General features: G+C 75.4%; 5 protein-coding genes. 1 reads left to right on the forward strand and 4 read right to left on the reverse strand.

The window, feature by feature from the left end; translation table 11 throughout:
- Window positions 1-14: 14 nt before the first annotated feature.
- Window positions 15-1,196 carry a cytochrome P450 gene (locus ACFQBR_RS31680; RefSeq protein ID WP_344180343.1) on the forward strand — a complete coding sequence of 394 codons (1,182 nt, stop codon included), beginning with the start codon at window positions 15-17 and terminating at the stop codon, window positions 1,194-1,196.
- Here ACFQBR_RS31680 and ACFQBR_RS31685 read toward each other — a convergent pair.
- The 4 genes from ACFQBR_RS31685 to ACFQBR_RS31700 are packed head-to-tail and all read right to left on the reverse strand — an operon-like array spanning window position 1,186 to window position 16,332.
- Window positions 1,186-3,153: a Gfo/Idh/MocA family oxidoreductase gene (locus ACFQBR_RS31685; protein ID WP_344180341.1), complete on the reverse strand. Its 1,968-nt coding sequence runs from the start codon at window positions 3,151-3,153 to the stop codon at window positions 1,186-1,188. The two genes, ACFQBR_RS31680 and ACFQBR_RS31685, sit on opposite strands and share 11 nt — an antisense overlap.
- Window positions 3,150-4,295, reverse strand: a complete 1,146-nt coding sequence (locus tag ACFQBR_RS31690; RefSeq protein WP_344180339.1) for an NAD(P)H-binding protein — start codon at window positions 4,293-4,295, stop codon at window positions 3,150-3,152. Before ACFQBR_RS31690 ends, ACFQBR_RS31685 begins: the two co-directional genes overlap by 4 nt.
- Entirely contained in the window at window positions 4,292-9,754 is a 5,463-nt protein-coding gene (locus tag ACFQBR_RS31695; protein ID WP_378554939.1) for an amino acid adenylation domain-containing protein, read from the reverse strand. Before ACFQBR_RS31695 ends, ACFQBR_RS31690 begins: the two co-directional genes overlap by 4 nt.
- Window positions 9,751-16,332, reverse strand: a complete 6,582-nt coding sequence (locus ACFQBR_RS31700) for an amino acid adenylation domain-containing protein (RefSeq protein WP_378554940.1) — start codon at window positions 16,330-16,332, stop codon at window positions 9,751-9,753. Before ACFQBR_RS31700 ends, ACFQBR_RS31695 begins: the two co-directional genes overlap by 4 nt.
- Window positions 16,333-16,460: the final 128 nt, after the last annotated feature.

The raw sequence follows: 16,460 nt of genomic DNA on the forward strand, positions 1-16,460 counted from the left end.
CTCCGGCTTTCCCCATGCCGCGCGAGTGCCCGTTCTCGGCTCCGCGCGCCTACGCCGACCTGCGTCGGCAGGGGCCCGTGGCCCGGGTGGCCCTGCCGACCGGCCGCACGGCCTGGGTGGTCACCGGCTACGAGGAGGTCCGCGCGGTGCTCGCCGACACCCGCGTGAGCGCGGACATCCGCCGTCCGGGATTTCCGGCGCTGGTGGAAGGAGAACAGGAGGCCGGCACAAAGACGACGCCGTTCATCCGCATGGACCCGCCCGAGCACTCCCGGTTCCGGCGGATGCTGCTCGCCGAGATGACGGTGCGCAAGGCCCGCCGGATGCGCCGCGACATCCAGCGGATCGTCGACGACCGGATCGACGAATTGCTGAACTACGGCCCGCCCGCCGACCTGGTGACCCATTTCGCCCACGTGGTCTCCAGCACCGTCATGTGCGAGCTGGTCGGCCTGCGCCGCGGCGACAAGCTGTTCCGTCGCGTCACGGAGACCCTGGGCTCGCAGGTCTTCGGCGGGGGCGGCAGCACCGCCGAGGGGGCCAGCGAGGGCATCGGCGCCCTGGGCGCGGTGGTGGAGGACGCCGTGCGCGCGAAGGAGGAGGACCCCGGCGAGGACCTGCTGAGCCGGCTGGTCCACGAGCGGTTGCGGTCCGGTGAGCTGACCCGGCAGGAACTGGTGACCACGATCAGCATCCTGATCGTCGCGGGGTGGGAGACCACCACCAACCAGATCGCCCTGAGCGTGCTCGCCCTGCTCCAGCGGCCGGACCTGCTCGAACGGCTGAGGCGCGACCCCGCGGTACTCCCGCAGGCGGTCGAGGAGCTCCTGCGGGCCCTGTCCGTGGGCGACTCCATCGCCCTGCGCACCGCCACCGAGGACATCGAGGTCGGCGGGACCGTGATCCCCGCCGGCGACGGGATCATCCCGCTGCTGGCGGCCGCCGACCACGACCCCGCCGTGTTCCCCGACCCGGAGCGGATCGACTTCGACCGCACCGGCAGGACCCACGTGGCGTTCAGCTACGGGATCCACCAGTGCGTCGGCCAGAACGTCGCCCGCCTCGAACTCGGCGTCGCCATCGGCACCCTGGTCGACCGGATGCCGGGCCTGCGGGCGGCGGAGCCGTTCGAGTCGGTCCGCTTCCGTCACGACGGCATCGCCTTCGGGCCCGAACGGGTACTCGTCACGTGGTGACCGCCCCGTCCCCCGGCGCCGTGAGCGTGCCCAGGTAGGGCACGCCCGCGGCGTGGGGCGCGGGTGGCGGCGCGAGGCGCAGGCCGCTCTCCCGGGCGAGCTGTTCGAGCTCCAGCGTGTACCAGCGGTACTGCTCGCGGACCGTGCGGACGGGCTCGCCCCCGCGGAGGACGCGCCACTCGGTGTCGAGCCGCATCCGGTCCGGCCCGTCCGGTCGGCCGGACATCCACCACTCGTACCGCTGTTCGCCGAGTTCGGCGTGGCGCAGCAGGGTGGGGCCCATCCTCATGGGCTCGCGCATCCCCGTCAGCTCGACGACGATCGGGGCGCCGGGCGCCAGGCGCTCCGCCAGTCCCCGCAGGAGGTCCCTCCGCAGGTCCGGCTCGAGGTGGCCCAGCACCCCGCAGATGACGACCCCGCACAGCCGGTCGGGCAGCACCCCCGGATCCAGCAGGCGCTCCGCGGCGTGGGGGAGGACGGTCACCCGCTTCGCGAGCCCGGGGTCGTCGCCGACCCTGCCCGTGAGCAGGGCGCGCATCCCCGCCGCGGGTTCGGCGGCGATCACCCGGCAGTCGGGGTAGGCCGCCGCGACCTGCCGGGTGACCAGTCCGCTGCCCGCCCCGACGTCCACCAGCGGGCCGTTCCGGGGGTCGATCCCGCTCAGGCACGCCACGACCGCGGGACCCGTGCGCGCGGTGTGCTCGCGGGCGCCGAGGTCGAAGAACTCCGCCGCCTCGTTGTAGTCCGACAGATCCGCCGCGTGCGGGCGGGCCGGCTCACCGGGAGGGGCCGGGGCCGGCCGCGCGGTCGCCCCCGGTTCGGACGCGGCGGGCTCCGCCGGGGCGTCGGCGCCCGGAGCCGCGAGCGCATCCGGCGCCAGGGGCTCGGGGGCGGGGGGACGGATCAGCTCCGGCGGCCCCAGGCGTTCCATCAGCTCCCGCCAGAGGGCGAAGACCGCCAGGTCCTGCTGGGCCGACCGGAGCGGGTCCCCGCCCTCGGCCACGGCCGCGGCGAACCCGCCGAGGGCCTCGCCGATCGCCGCGGGCCACAGCTCGGAGAAGATGTCGCAGATCCGGGGCGGCGGTCCCGCCTGGCCCAGGACCGCCGACGCGGGCAGCCGCAGCGACTCGGCCCCGGTTCCGGGCGTGAACACCAACCGGTGCCCGGAGTCGCGGGGGGAGTGGATCCGCGGGTGCCACAGCACGGGCCCGTGGGTGTCGGCCAGGGTCAGGACCCCCCCTTCGGTCCCCACCGCCACGCGGTGCCAGAAGAGGGAGTGGTTGTCCCGGTCCCCGGGGTGGATCTGGTTGTGCACCCGCAGTGTCAGCGGGGCTCCGGCGATGGCCCCGTGCAGCAGGCTCAGCGGCGCCTCCCCCTTCGCCGCCGCCACGACGTCCTCGGTCGGTGGAACGGGATCGCCCAGCCTCCAGGGGCGGGTGCCGCCCAGGGCGCGCGCCAGGATGTCGATCAGGGGGGCCAGGACGTGGACCGGGGCCGCCGCGTCGACGAACAGGACACGCTGCAGTCGGCGCAGTCGGCGCGCCGCCTCGATGAACTCGCGCACCGGGGCCACGTGGGGGTAGTGGGTGTTGACCTGGAACTGCCGGCCGGCCTTCCTCGCCGCGCGGAGGGACTCCGACAGCTCGTCGGGGTGCAGCGGGTGCTCCTGGAGCACGTGCAGGCCCCTGGCGAGCAGGGTGCGCGCGAGTTCGGACCCCCGGCCTCCCATGACCGCCGCGGGCACCGCCACGACGGCCGCGTCGACGTCGGCGGGGAGCTCGTCCGGGGAGGTGTGGCAGGGCACGCCGTGCCGTTCGGCCAGTTCCCGGGAGTGGCTGCTGCCCGTGGAGAGGAGCCCCGCGAGGGTGAACCCGGGGTGGCGCCGGACGGCGTCGATGTAGAGGCGGCCGAAGTTCGTGCCGCAGACGACGGTCCGCAGCGGTGCCGGCGCGTTCACAGCTCACCGTCCTCGACGGCCTCGGCCGCGTCGCCGGGGACCGGCGGTGCGGCGGCGTGGTGGTGGACCGCGAACTCCGCGTCCCCGTTGGCCCTCAGCGCCTCCACCGTGGCCTGCGGGTCCATCGCCTGGGCCGCGTAGTGCAGCCCCTTGCCGATGCGGCCGGCCAGGACGTCCAGGGCCGCGAGCGCCGCGACGGCGCCGGTGAGCCGGTAGCTGCTGTCGCAGTGGACCACGCAGGTGCGCGCCCAGTCCCGGCCCGAGAGGCTGAACACCAGCCGGTAGTAGGGCACGCCGCCCGCGGCGTCGACCTCGGCGGCGCGCCGGATGCGCCCGGTCACCGCGTCGCGCCGCTCGGCGGTGTCCATCGGCAGGGTCGGCAGCGCGGTGAGCAGCTCGCGCACCTGTGTTCCGGGGAGGACGTTGTACCAGTCGGCCTCGGCCAGGTCCATGCGCGCGGCCAGGCGCTCCACCTCGGTGGTCAGGAGCGGTTGCAGGGCGACCGGGTGGGGGAAGTAGGGGGCCTGGGCGCTGTCGGCCACCCGCAGGACCCCCGGGGCGCGGCGGCCGTGCCGCCAGGCCGCGAGGGGGTGGCCGAAGCGCTCGCCGCCCGCTCCCCCGGTGTCCAGGGAGAGCACGATGTCGGCCGCCACGCTCTCGGTCGCGTGCTCCAGCCCGCCCGCGTAGCCGGTCATCCTGAGCGCCGGCCCGTTCGCGGGGCCGGCCCCGGCGAGCCAGAGGGGGACCAGGCCCGCCAGGCCGGGGACGGTCCCGGCCGACAGGACGACGCAGCGGTCCGGCCCGACCGCGCCCGACTCCGTCAGGGACTCGTGGACGGGGTCGTCGCCCATGACGTCGACGACGTCGGCGCCCGCGGCCAGTCCGGCCAGCGCGACGGTGTCCTTGAGGAGGTAGCTGGGACCGGCGCAGTTGACCAGCAGGGTGCAGCCGGCGCTGAACCGGGCGAGAGAGGCGGGGTCGGAGGCGTCGACCCCGACGGTCTCGCTGCCCTCGGACCAGGGGCCCGGGGGGACGGCGGAGGGCCGCCGGGCCCCCAGGCGCAGCGGGCCCGCTCCGGCCTCGGCCAGGGCCGCGGCGGTGTGGCGCCCGACAGCGCCGGAGGCGCCGATGATGCCGATCAAGAGGTCTTCCCTTCGATGATCTCGTGCAGGTGGTCGTCGACCGTGGGGACGTTCTCACCCGTCATGCAGGTGAAGTGCTCGCCCGGGATGTCGCGGGTGCGCAGTTCGCCGAGGCAGATCCTCGCCCAGTGGTCGGCGATGGTGTCGGCGCTGCCGGGGAAGGGGTAGGCGCCGTTGTGCCGCAGGAAGGTGATGTCGCCCGCGTAGGGCTCGGCCCGGTGCCGGCTCAGCGCGAAGGTGCTCTGCTGGTAGGTGCGCAGGGCCCGCAGCAGGCCCTCGGGCTGGTAGGTGTCGGCGAGCTCGGGCGGCAGCGCCTCGCACATGCGGGTCACCCGGGCCATGCGCGGCACCGCCTCCAGGGCCTCGAAGGCGGCCGCGACGTCGGCGAACTCCCCGTCCAGGTCGGCGATCGCGCCGTCCAGGACGGCCTCGGGAGAGCGGTCGAGCACGGCGGAGACGGCCTCGCCCACGCGCTCGGAGTCGGCGGGGAACCCGATGTGGGACGGGTCCATGCCCATCATGAGCGAGAAGGAGTACTCGGAGAGCAGTTCGTCGTCGATGCGGAAGGTCGGGCTGTGGCTGCTGATGACCGTGAGGCTGCGAACGGTGGCGCCGGCTTCGGCGAGCCCCCGGGCCACCTCGGTGGCGATGACCCCGCCCACGCAGTAGCCGACGACGTCGACCCGCGTGTGCCCGGCGTCGAGCAGGGCGCGCACGTATTCGGCCGCCGTGCGGTCGATGAGCCCGTTCGGGTCGGCGTTGCGGAAGTTCTCGGGCGCCGGCAGCTCCAGGCCCACCAGCCCGTGTCCTTCACCGGAACGGGCGCGGAGCCGGGTAACCAGGGGCCGGTACGGCAGCAGGGTCCCCGTTCCGGCGTGCACGAGCACGGTCACCGGGGCGCCGGGCTCGGGCCGGATCAGCTCCACCAGGGGCGAGCTCTCGGCGTCCGCCTCCGCCTCGGGGGCGGAGAGCTCCCGCAGGTAGGCGGCGAGGCCGGCGATGGTCGGCCGGCGCAGCAGGTGGCGCAGGACGACCTCCCACTCGAGGTCCCATTCGTGGCCGGCCAGCCCGTCGCGCAGCCGTCCGACGATCCGGGCCACCAGCAGCGAGTCGCCGCCCAGCGCGAAGAGGTCGTCGTCGCGTCCGATGCGCTCCGTCTCGAGGAGCTCTGCCCACAGGGCCGCCAGTGCGCGCTCGAGGTCGTCGCGGGGGTTCTGGTCTCCGGCCTCCTCGGCGGGGCCGGCGCCCAGTTCGAGCGAACGCTTCTCCAGCGCGCCGCGGTCCAGCTTGCCGTTCTCCGTCCTCGGCAGGGCGTCGACGACCTCCCACTGGGAGGGCACCGAGTACTCGGGGAGCAGTTCGTGGCCGCGGCGCGTCAGCGACGCCACCTCGACCGGCTCCTGCAGGGGCTTGGCACGGACCAGGTAGAGGTGCTGGCCGAAGGCCCGGGCCGTTCCGGTGTCCTCGGGGAACGCGGCGGCGACCTGGTGGCCGCGGTCGTGGAACAGCTCCTGCCACTGCTCGTGGCGCAGGAACGTCTGCTCCTGCTCCTGGCGGACGTCGGTGAACGGTCCCGCGTGCTCGGCCGTGAACTCCGCGGAGATCCGGAGCGCGTGGTCGTCGTCGTCGGTGTTGGCCAGCAGGAGCATCCACCCGCCCGGCGCCACCAGGGTGGAGAGGCGCTCCAGGGCCGCTTCCACGTCGGGGAGGTTGTCCAGGACGCCGACGCAGACCAGCAGGTCCACGGAGTTGCGGGCCAGGCCCTGCCCGGCGGGGTCCTGCGCGGGGTCGAAGGCCGCGCAGCGCACGCGCGGGTCGTCGGAGAAGTCCTGCTCGAACACGGACCGGTTCTGCGCCGACGCGTCGGTCCCCAGGTAGTCGACCCGGTGGTCGGCCAGGGCGGGCAGCAGGTCACCGGCCACGCCGCCGCCGCGCAGCCCGACCTCCATGATCCGCAGCGGTTCGGCGGTGTCGCGGGTGCGTGCGATCTCGGCGGCCGCGGCGGCCAGGACCGAGCGCAGCGCGGAGGAGCCGGCGTTCGCGGCGTAGGCGGCGGTCAGCGCCCGCGGGTCGGCTCCGGAGAACGGCCGGGCCGCCTCCTCCCGCCCGGCGACCAGGTCGGCCAGGTGCTCGGCTCCGGCACGCACCGTGGCGAACAGTTCGGGACTCCACCGCGCCTTCTTCTCGAGGCGGGCGGCCTCGTCCCAGGCGCGGGCGGTGGCCTGCGGGCCGGGGGCGCGCAGGCCGGCGAGCTTCCCGCCGGGGGTGCGCTCCAGGAGGCCGTCCGTGACGAGCCCCCGGATCCAGCGCCGCACCAGGCGGTGGTGTGCGGGGGCCGCTCCCAGCGTGTCGCACACCTGTTCCGGTGTGAGCTCGCCGCCCCCGGCGAAGGCCGGGGCGAGTGTGTCGGCGATGGACGCCGCGGCCGCCTTGCCGAGCGCGGCGCGGAACGCGGCGAGTCCGTCGAGGTCCACCTGCTGCCCGGCCTGCCGGGCGGCGTCGCGGACGGCGGGGAGCAGCGTCTCCGGGAGCGGGAGGGGGGTGTCGCGGTGGGCGGGTTCGACGAAGGCCGTCAGGCTCTGGCCCGCGCCCGTGGGCCCGGATCCGCGCCCGCCGGTGAGCACGACCGCCGCCGCGCCCACCTCCGGCAGCGACTCCACCGCCGCCTGGACCTCACCGAGCTCGATCCGGTAGCCGCGGATCTTGACCTGCTGGTCCTCGCGCCCGAGGAACTCGATCACCCCGTCGGGCCAGTAGCGGCCCATGTCGCCGGTGCGGTAGAGGCGCTCACCGGTCTCCGGGTGCCGGATGAACCGGGCCGCCGTCCGCTCCTCGTCGCCGAAGTAGCCCTGGGCCAGACCGATGCCCCCGATGTACAGCTCGCCCACGACCAGGTCGGGACAGGGCCGCAGCGCCGTGTCGAGGACGTGGAACGTCTGGTTGTCCATCGGCCTGCCGTAGGGGATGCTGCGCCAGGCGGGGTCGACCCGGTCGATCGGGTGGTGGATGGACCAGATCGACGCCTCGGTGGCGCCGCCGAGGCTGTGCACCGCCATGTTCGGGGCCCAGGTCCGCACGGCCTCGGGCAGCGCGGTGGGGATCCAGTCGCCCGAGAGCAGCGCGACGCGCAGGGAGGGCAGGGGCGGGTCGTCGGCGCGCAGGTAGTCGTGCACCATCTGCAGCTGTCCGGGGACCGAGTTCCAGAAGGTGACCTGCGCGGACCGGACGGTCTCGATCCACTCGGAGGGGTCGCCGCGGCGCGCGGGGTCGGGCAGCACCACGGCGGCCCCGACCGCCAGCGGGCCGAAGATGTCGTAGACGGAGAGGTCGAAACCGAGCTGGGCCAGTGCGAGGACGCGGTCGTCGGCGGTCACGTCGAACCTGCGGTTGACGTCGGTGACCGTGTTCAGCGCCGCGGCGTGGCTGATCATGACGCCCTTGGGGGCGCCGGTCGACCCCGAGGTGTAGATGACGTAGGCCAGGTCGTCGGGGCCGGTGTCGGGCCGCGGCGGCGGACCGGAGGCGAGGGGGAGGCTGTCGACGGCGACGGTGGTGCATCCCGGGGGCCACTCCCCCTCCTCCACCAGCCAGGACTGGGTCAGCACGACCGAGGCCCCGGCGTCGGTGAGGATCGCCGTGCGGCGGCGCGCCGGCTGCGTGGTGTCCAGGGGGAGGTAGGCGGCGCCCGCCATCAGGGCGCCCAGGACGCCGGCGACCTGCTCCCACCCCTTCTCCATCGTGACGGCGACCAGGTCCCCCGCGCCGACGCCGGCGGCGCCCAGCGCCCGTGCGACCGCCGCCGCGCGCCCGACCAGCTCGCCGTAGGTCAGCGAGCGGTCCCGGTCGATCACGGCGACGCGCCCGGGGTCGCGCTCGGCGGCGGCCAGCACCCCCTCGTGCAGCAGGGCGCGCGGCACCGGGGCGGCGGTGTCGTTGACCCGCTCGCGGACGGCGCGGGTGCCCTCCGGCAGTTCGACGCGGGCAGCCTCGTTCCAGGCGTCCGGGTCCTCGGCCAGGCGGGTCATGAGGGCGGTGAAGGCGGCGAAGAGGTCGGCGGCGGTGTCACCGCCCAGGACCCCTTCGCGCACGTCCCAGCTCAGGGCCAGTTCGTCGGCGCGCTCCATCACCTGGCAGTCCAGCCAGACCTGCGGGGTCTGGGTCTGGGCGTGGCGGATGGCCGCGGCGGGCCGGCGGGCCGCCGCCGAGCCGAGCGTGCTGGTGAACACGACCGGCATGAGCACGGTGTCGCTGTCGCTGCGCCGGGTGAGGTCGGCCAGGACCTGGCTCCCGGTGTACAGGGAGTGCGCCAGGTCCTCCAGCAGGGTGTCGCGCAGGGTGGCCGCGCGTTCGGCGAACGTCTGCGCGGGCCGCAGGTCGACGGCGAGGAGTTCGACCGCGGTGAAGTCCCCCACGAGGCGGTCGACGTCGGCGTGCAGGGGCAGGCGGGTGAAGGTGGGGACGTTGAGCGTGAACTGCGGGCTGCGGCTCCAGCGGCCCAGCACCTCGGCGTAGGCGGCCATCGCGGCGGCCGAGGCGGTGACCCCGGCGCGGGCGGCGTTGGCCTCGAAGGACGCGCGCTGCTCGGCGCCCAGGATCTCCTCGAAGCGCCGGAAGGCGCCGACCCGGCCGCCGTCGGCGGGCAGCGGCAGGTCGGGGGCGGGGGGCAGGGTGGGCAGCCGCCGGGTCCAGTAGTCGCGGGCGCGGTCGTACTCGCCGGTGAGCGTCTGGTTGCGGCGCGCCAGGACGTAGTCGCGGAAACCGATCTCCGGGGTCCCGGTCTCCCGGCCGTGGTAGGTGTCCTCCAGCTCGGACAGGACCAGCAGCAGGCTGGCGTAGTCGACGATGAGCTGGTCGATCGACAGGTGCAGGACGAGTTCGTCGGCGCAGCGCGTCATCCGCAGCTCGAACAGCGGCGGCACGTCGGTGGGCGGGACCCTGGAGGCGAGTTCCCGGCGCACCAGGTCCACGCGCTCCTCGACCTCGGCGGGGGTGGCGCCGCGCAGGTCGGCGGTCGGCACCGGCGTCTCCGGGATCTCGGGCAGGACCTCCTGGAAGCCGTCGGGGTGGACCACCGCGCGCAGCATGCCGTGGCGGCGCACCACGGACCACCAGCTCTCCTGGAGCCGCTCCGGGTCGGTGTCGGCCGGGAAGGAGAGTTCGACGTAGACGTGGCAGGCCACTCCGCCGTACCCGTAGGCGCTGCCGCGGCCGACCAGGTAGGCGGCTTGGATGTCGGTCAGCGGGAAGGGGGTGCCGGCCGACTGGGGGTCGGGGGTGATGCGGGTGGCGAGGCGGCGGGCGGTCAGGTGGGCGAGGACCTCGGCGCGGTTCTCGCGCAGCAGTGCCTTGCGCTCCTCGGTCAGCACGCCCTTGGGGGCGCGGAACCGCAGGGCGCCGTCGTCCTCCCAGAGCCGGATGCCGTCCTTCTCCATCTCGGAAACGAGCTGATGGGCGTTCATAGGATTCCGCTTTCTTCGTCGTCGCGGGAGGCGAGCGCGTGGTCGACCTGTCGTGCCAGGTCGGCGAGGGTGGATGCGGTGAGGAAGGAACGGACCGAGATCTCGACGCCGAACGCCTCGCCCGTGGCTGTGACCAGGCGCAGCGCGCTCAGGCTGTCGCCGCCGGCGGCGAAGAAGTCGGTGTGGCGGTGCTCGGCCCCGGCGCCCAGGAGCTCGGTCCACAGGGCGGCGACGCGGATCTCGGTCTCGCCCGTGGGCGGTCCCGACGCGGCGCGCTCCCGGACGGCGGCCTCCTCGGCCAGCGCGCCGCGGTCCACGGCGCCCTCAGCGGTCAGGGGCAGGCGGGGCAGGCGGGTGATCCGGGCCGGTACCGCGAAGGGGGGCAGCAGTCCGGACAGGTGGCGGGAGAGGCCGTCGGGCTCCTCCCCGTCGGCGGTCACCGTGTAGGCGTGGAGCCGGCGTTCGCGCCCCTCGCCCACGGTGACCACCGCCGCGTGGACGACGCCCGGGTGCGACTCGATGGCGCCTTCGACGGCGCCGATGTCGACGCGGCGGCCGTTGAGCCAGGCCTGTGGTTCGGGGCCGAGGAACTCGACGGCGCCGCCGGGCAGGTACCGGGCGCGGGTCCCGGTCGGGCGGAGCCGCCCGTCCGGGTCGGACGCCCCGGCCGTGGCCGGGTCGGGCGCGGCGTCGGGGCCTGCGATCCAGAGGTCGCCGATCACCTGGTCGGGGCATTCGCGGCCCGCGGAGTCCACCACGCGCAACCGGTGGCCCGCCAGGGGCCGCCCGGAGGGCGTCGAGCGGTCCGTGTCGGCGTCGAGCTCGACGGCGCTCGCCCAGCCGGCGCTGCCACGGCCGCCGTACAGTGCGACGAGTCGGCCGCCGCCGGTGGCCCGGCGCAGGCGCCCGGCCAGTCCGGCGCCCACCCGGTCGCCCGAGACGAGCGCCAGGCGCAGGTCGCGCAGCGGCGCGCCCTCGCCGGCCGGGGCCGCGGCGATCAGCTCGTCGAGCAGTATCGGCGGGCCGTTCCACACCGTCGCGCCGTGTTCGGCGGCCAGCGCGGCCGCGGCGCGCGGGTCGGTCGCGACGTCGGTCTCGGGGCACACCAGGGCGCCGCCGGCGCCGAGCGGCCCGAACACGCTGAACGCGTCCACGGCCGCCGCCGGGGGGTCGCCCGCGAGCACCCGGTCCCGCGCGTCGATACCGAACCTCTCGCGCACCGCGGCGATCGTCGCCACCGCCGACCGGTGGTCGACGGACTCGACCGCGGCGTCCTCCCCGTCCGGGCCCGCCTGGACGGTGACGTAGGCCCTCGCCCCGGGGTCGGCGGCGACCGCGGTCCGCAGGGGTTCGGCGGCGGCCAGGTCGGTGAGTTCGGCCTGGTCCGGTCCGTCCGCGCGGCCGGGGCCGACGATCACGACGCGGGCCCCGGCCGCCCGCCGGTCCTGTTCGCGTCGCGAGGGGGGCGCCCCCGGGTCGCCCAGAAGGTAGGCCGCGCCGGTGGAGAGCACCCCCAGGATCGCGACGACCCGGTCGGCTCCGGGGGGCAGGGTGATCGCGACGACGTCGCCGGGGCCCGTGCCCCGCTCGGCCAGGCCGCCCGCGACCCGGGCGGCCCGCGCGGCGAGTCCGCCGTAGGTGAGGGGCTCGTGGCCGGGGGCGCCGAGGACGGCGGGGCGGTCCGGGTCCTCCTGGGCCCGGCGCAGGACCTCGCCGTGGAGGGTGCCCTCCGCGGTGGCGGGGAGGGGGCCCGGGGCGGGACGGCGCGTGTCCGCCTGGGCGCTCGGGAGCACCGGCGGGGCGACCGTGTCCCAGTCGTTCCCGGCCAGCCAGGCCAGCATCGTGTTGTAGGCGTCGAACATGGAGTCGAGCACGCCGGGACGGAACAGTTCCTCGATGGCGTCCCAGGTGACCATGACGCCGCCCTGGGACTCGGTGACCTGGTTGTCCAGGAGCACCTGCGGGGTCTGGGAGATGCCCCACACCTTCTCGGGGAAACCGTCGGAGAGGTCCTTGACGGTGCGGTCGCCCACCCCGACGGAGCTGCTGAAGACCACGGGCATGGCCGCGTCGACCGCCCCGGTGCGCTTGGCGAGCTCCTGCAGCAGCCAGGTCACGGAGGCCTCGCGGTGGTCGAGGTCCTCGCTCATGACGCGCTGCAGGCGGTGCGCTGCGGCCGGCCACGGCTCCCCGGCGCGCGGCTCGTAGCCGAGCAGGGACACCGAGGTGAAATCGCCCATGATCAGGTCGATGTGGGGGTGGACCGGCTGCCGGTTGAACAGGGTGAGGTTGACCGCCACCTCCGGGTGGTCGCTCCAGGCCGACAGGACCTCCGCGTAGCAGGTCAGAAGGACGACCGACGGTGTCAGGCCGTGGGCGCGGGCCTTGTCGGTGATCGCCTCCCAGTCCCGCGCGCGGAGGGGGCGCCGGCGGCGGGTGAAACGGGGGTGCTCCACGGTGGAGGGGTCGGCGACCAGCGGGAGCGCGGGTGCGGGCGGCAGTGTCCGGAGCCGGCGCGTCCAGTGCCGGCGCGCGTGCTCGACCGCGTCGGGGTCGGGTTCGGACTGCAGGACGTAGTCGCGGAAGGAGACGTCGATCGGCTCCAGCTCCGCCCCGGGGTCGCTGTAGAGCCGGTCGAGCTCTCCGTACAGGGCGATGATCGAGGCGGCGTCGAGGACGATGTAGTCGAGCCCGATCGCCAGGCGCGTGCGCGTGGCGCCTCCGCTGGGATAGCGCACGGCCCGCAGCTCGAACAGGGGCCACCGGGTCAGGTCGATGCTCAGGTGGGAGGCCTCCTCGCGCAGCGCGGCCAGGGCCTGCGCGGCCTCCTCCTCGGTGGCCGCCTCCGTGACGGCCACCGTGACCGGCGGCGTCTTCGGCAGGATGCGCTGGCGTCCGTCCTCGTCGAAGACGGCGCGCAGCATCTCGTGCCGGTCCACCAGGGCCGTCCAGGCGCGTGTGAACCGGTCGAGGTCGACGTCGGCGCCGTCGAACTCGCTGTAGTGGTAGGTGCCCACGCCGCCGAGGGAGAGCCTGCTGTCGCGTCCGATCCAGAACGCCCGCTGGACGTCGGTCATCGGGAAGGGCAGGTGGCGGTTGACGGTGTCGCCCTCGCCCAGGACGGTGCCGGTCGGCGGTTCCTGCCGGGTGAGGGTGGCGGCGAAGTCGGCCAGCGCGGGAGAGGAGAACAGGCCCGCGACCCGTGCGCCGCCCGCGCCGCGTTCCCGCAGGGCGCCGATCATCCGGGTGGCCAGGAGCGAGTCGCCGCCCAGGGCGAAGAACCCGTCGTCGCGCCGGATGCCCTTGACGTCCAGGAGCTCGCCCCAGACCTCGGCCACCACGGTCTCGGCCCACCCGCGCGGGGACCGGTCCCCGTCGCCGTCGTCCTCGGGGGCGCGGCCGGTCGCGGCCGCGGCCAGGGCCTCGGCGCGCCGGCGGTCGGGCTTGCCGTTGGCGGTCAGGGGGAGGGCGTCCACCAGCACGATCTGGGTGGGGACCATGTAGGAGGGGAGGTTGCGCTCCAGGGTGGCGCGGAGCTCCGCCTCGGCCGCCGGCCCCGCCGCCGCGGCGGCCACCAGGGCGAGCCTGCGCGGTGTGCCGGTGACGAGCGCCACCGCGGCGGAGACGCCCGGACACGAGGCTGCGGCGGCTTCGACCTCGCCGAGCTCGATGCGGTGTCCGCGCAGTTTCACCTGGTGGTCGGCGCGGCCGAGGAACTCCAGGACGCCGTCGGAGCGGTAGCGTGCCCGGTCGCCGGTGCGGTACCACCTGCGGCCCTGGTCGGTGACGAACTTCTCGGCGGTGCGCCCGGGGTCGCCGCGGTAGGCGGTCGCCAGTCCCGCGCCGCTGACCCAGAGCTCGCCCGGGACCCAGTCGGGGCGGTCGCGGCCGTGGTGGTCCACGACCCGGGTGCGCATGTTGGGCAGCGGGAGGCCCCACGGGATCGACGTCCACGAGGGGTCGACCCGGTCGACCTCGAACACCGTGGAGTGCACGGCGGCCTCGGTCATCCCGCCCAGGGCGGTGAACCGCGCCCGCGGGGCCAGGGCGTGCAGGCGCCCGGGCTGGTCGAGGCCGACCCAGTCGCCGCCGAGCAGGACGAACCGCAGTCGGTCGCCGAAGCCGCCGGGGCGCGACTCGGCGGCGGTCAGCACCATGTCGAGCAGGGCGGGCACGCAGTTCAGGAGCGTGACGCCGTGCTCGCGCATCAGCGCGACCCAGTGGTGGGCGTCGCGGCGGGCCTCATCCGAGACGAGGACCACCGACCCTCCCGCGGACAGGGGGGCGAAGAGGTCGTAGACGGACATGTCGAAGTCCAGGTCCGCGAGGGCCAGCCCGCGGTCCCGCGGTCCCACGTCGAAGCGGTCGTTCAGCGCGGCGATCGTGTTGACGGCCGCCCCGTGCGAGACCTCCACGCCCTTCGGGACCCCGGTGGATCCCGAGGTGAAGATGACGTAGGCGGTCGCGTCGAGGGGCTGTGCGAGGTCCGGCGGCGCGGGCGCGCACCCGTCCGCGTCCTCGACCAGCACGACCGGCGGTCCGGTGCGGCCCCGCGCCGGACCGGCGGGCCGGTCGGCGTGCGCGGCGTCGGTGAGCAGGGCCGCGGCGTCGGCCGCGGCCAGGATGCGCGCCGTGCGCTCGGCGGGCTGTTCCACCCCGACGGGGACGTAGGCGGCGCCCGCGCCCAGGACTCCGAGCACCGCGGCGACCTGTGCCGCGCCCCGGGGCAGGCTGACCGCCACGGCGTCGCCCGGCGCCACCCCGGCCCCGGCCAGCAGCGCGCTGACACGGCCCGCGCGGTCGGCGAGCGCGCCGTAGGTCACCGGTTCGCCAGCGTCGGGGATCAGGGCGAGGGCGTCGGGGTGTTCGCGGGCGGCGCGGAAGAAGCCCTCGTGCAGCCGCTCGGTCACGGCGGGCGCGTCGGTGGCGTTGGCCGCGGCGCGCACGCGCGCCTGGTCCTCGGGGAGCGGCAGGCGCACGGGCCCGGTCCAGGCCGAGGGGTCGTCGACGAGGGAGTCGACGAGGTCGCGGTAGGCCGCGAACGCCGCCTCGGGGACGCCGGGCTCGAACGCGCGGTACCGCACGTCCCAGTTCAGGAGGAGCCCGCCGTCGAGTTCGGTCACCTGTGCGTCCAGCCAGACCTGCGGGCCCTGGGAGATGATCCACACGGGCTCGCCGAACGCGGCCCTGACCTCGGAGTCGTAGACCTCGCCCAGCCCCAGGGCGCTGGTGTAGACGACGGGGGCCAGGGCCGGAACGCCGTCGGAGGCTCGGGAGAGGTCGCGGAGCACCTCGACGCCGGAGTAGGAGCCGTGGGCGGCCGCCGTGCGCAGGCGGGTCTGCACGTGGCGTGCGGACTCGGCGAAGGTGCGCTCCTCGGTGAGGTCGACGTCGAGCAGGATCGAGCTGCTGAAGTCCCCGACCAGCGACTCGGCCCCTTCCACGTCCAGGTCGCGGTGGAAGAGCGGGAGGTTGAGCAGGAACCTCGGGGAGTCGCTCCAGGCCCCGAGGGTCTCGGCGAAGGCGCCCGCCAACGCGGCGGCGGGGGTGACCCCGTGGCCGCGCGCGGCGGCCAGCAGCCGCTGCTTGCGCTCGGGGTCGAGCCAGTGGTGCAGCCGGGTGGTCGGGTGGAAGCGCGGTGCGGCCGAGTCCGGGTCGAGGGGGTCCACGACGGTGGGCAGGGCCGGCGGGGCGCTCAGCGACTCCAGGCGCCCGCTCCACCAGGCGCGGTCCTCCTCGCGTTCCCGCTCCCGCGCGGTCCCGACGGCGTCCAGGTAGGCGCGGTAGTCCAGGGGGAGCTCCGGAAGGCCGGCGCCGGGGTCGGTGTAGAGCAGCTGGAGGTCGCGCAGCAGGACCCGCATGCTCGCGGCGTCGGCCGCCAGCATGTCGAGGTCGATGTGCAACCGGGTGGCCCCGCCGGGCAGGAGCGTCAGCGCGAGGTCGAACACCTCGCCGCGCTCGACGTCCATCCGCCGGTGGGTGTAGTGCTCGCGCAGTTCGGCCAGCTGCCGCTCGACCCGCTCGGCCGTCTCCGCGCTCAGGTCCCGCACGGTCAGCGCGGGGCCGGGCGGGTGGTCCAGGACGCGCTGGCGGCCGTCGTCGAGCACGGTGACCCGCAGCATGCCGTGGCGGCGGCGCAGTGCCGTCACGGCGGTCTCCAGGCGCACCGGGTCGACGGCCGAGCCGTCGAGCTCGGCGTAGAAGTGCGCTCCGACCCCGCCGAGGGGCTGGCCCTCCTGGCGGCCGATCCAGTAGGCGTGCTGCATGGCGGCGAGCGGGAAGGGTGTGCCGGGGCCCTCCGCGTCGGTGCGGGGTTCCTGGGCGGGGGCGGCCGGCGCCAGGAGCCGCTGCCAACCGCGCAGGGTCGCCGCTTCCGCGAGTTCGTCGAAGCCGGCCCCGACGCCGGAGCGCCGCCACCTCGCGGCCAGGCGCATCAGGGCGATGGAGTCCAGACCGAGCTCGAACAGGTCGTCATCAGGGCCGATCTCCTCCGGGGGGATGCTCAACAGCGCGGCGACGGCGTCGCGCAGCTCCCCCTCCGTCGTGGGCACCGTTGGCGGACCGGCTGGCAGCGACACGCGTGATCGTCTCCTTGGCTGGCGGCGGGCTCGGGGGTTCCGGCCCGGTTCCGGCGGGGGTCGGGGGGCCGATGGTACAGATGAAAACGAAAACCGTTATCTTTTTTATCCTAAGCGCGGCATCGAGC

Origin of the sequence: Nocardiopsis tropica (assembly GCF_042660575.1) — a bacterium.
GTDB classification, from domain to species: domain Bacteria; phylum Actinomycetota; class Actinomycetes; order Streptosporangiales; family Streptosporangiaceae; genus Nocardiopsis; species Nocardiopsis tropica.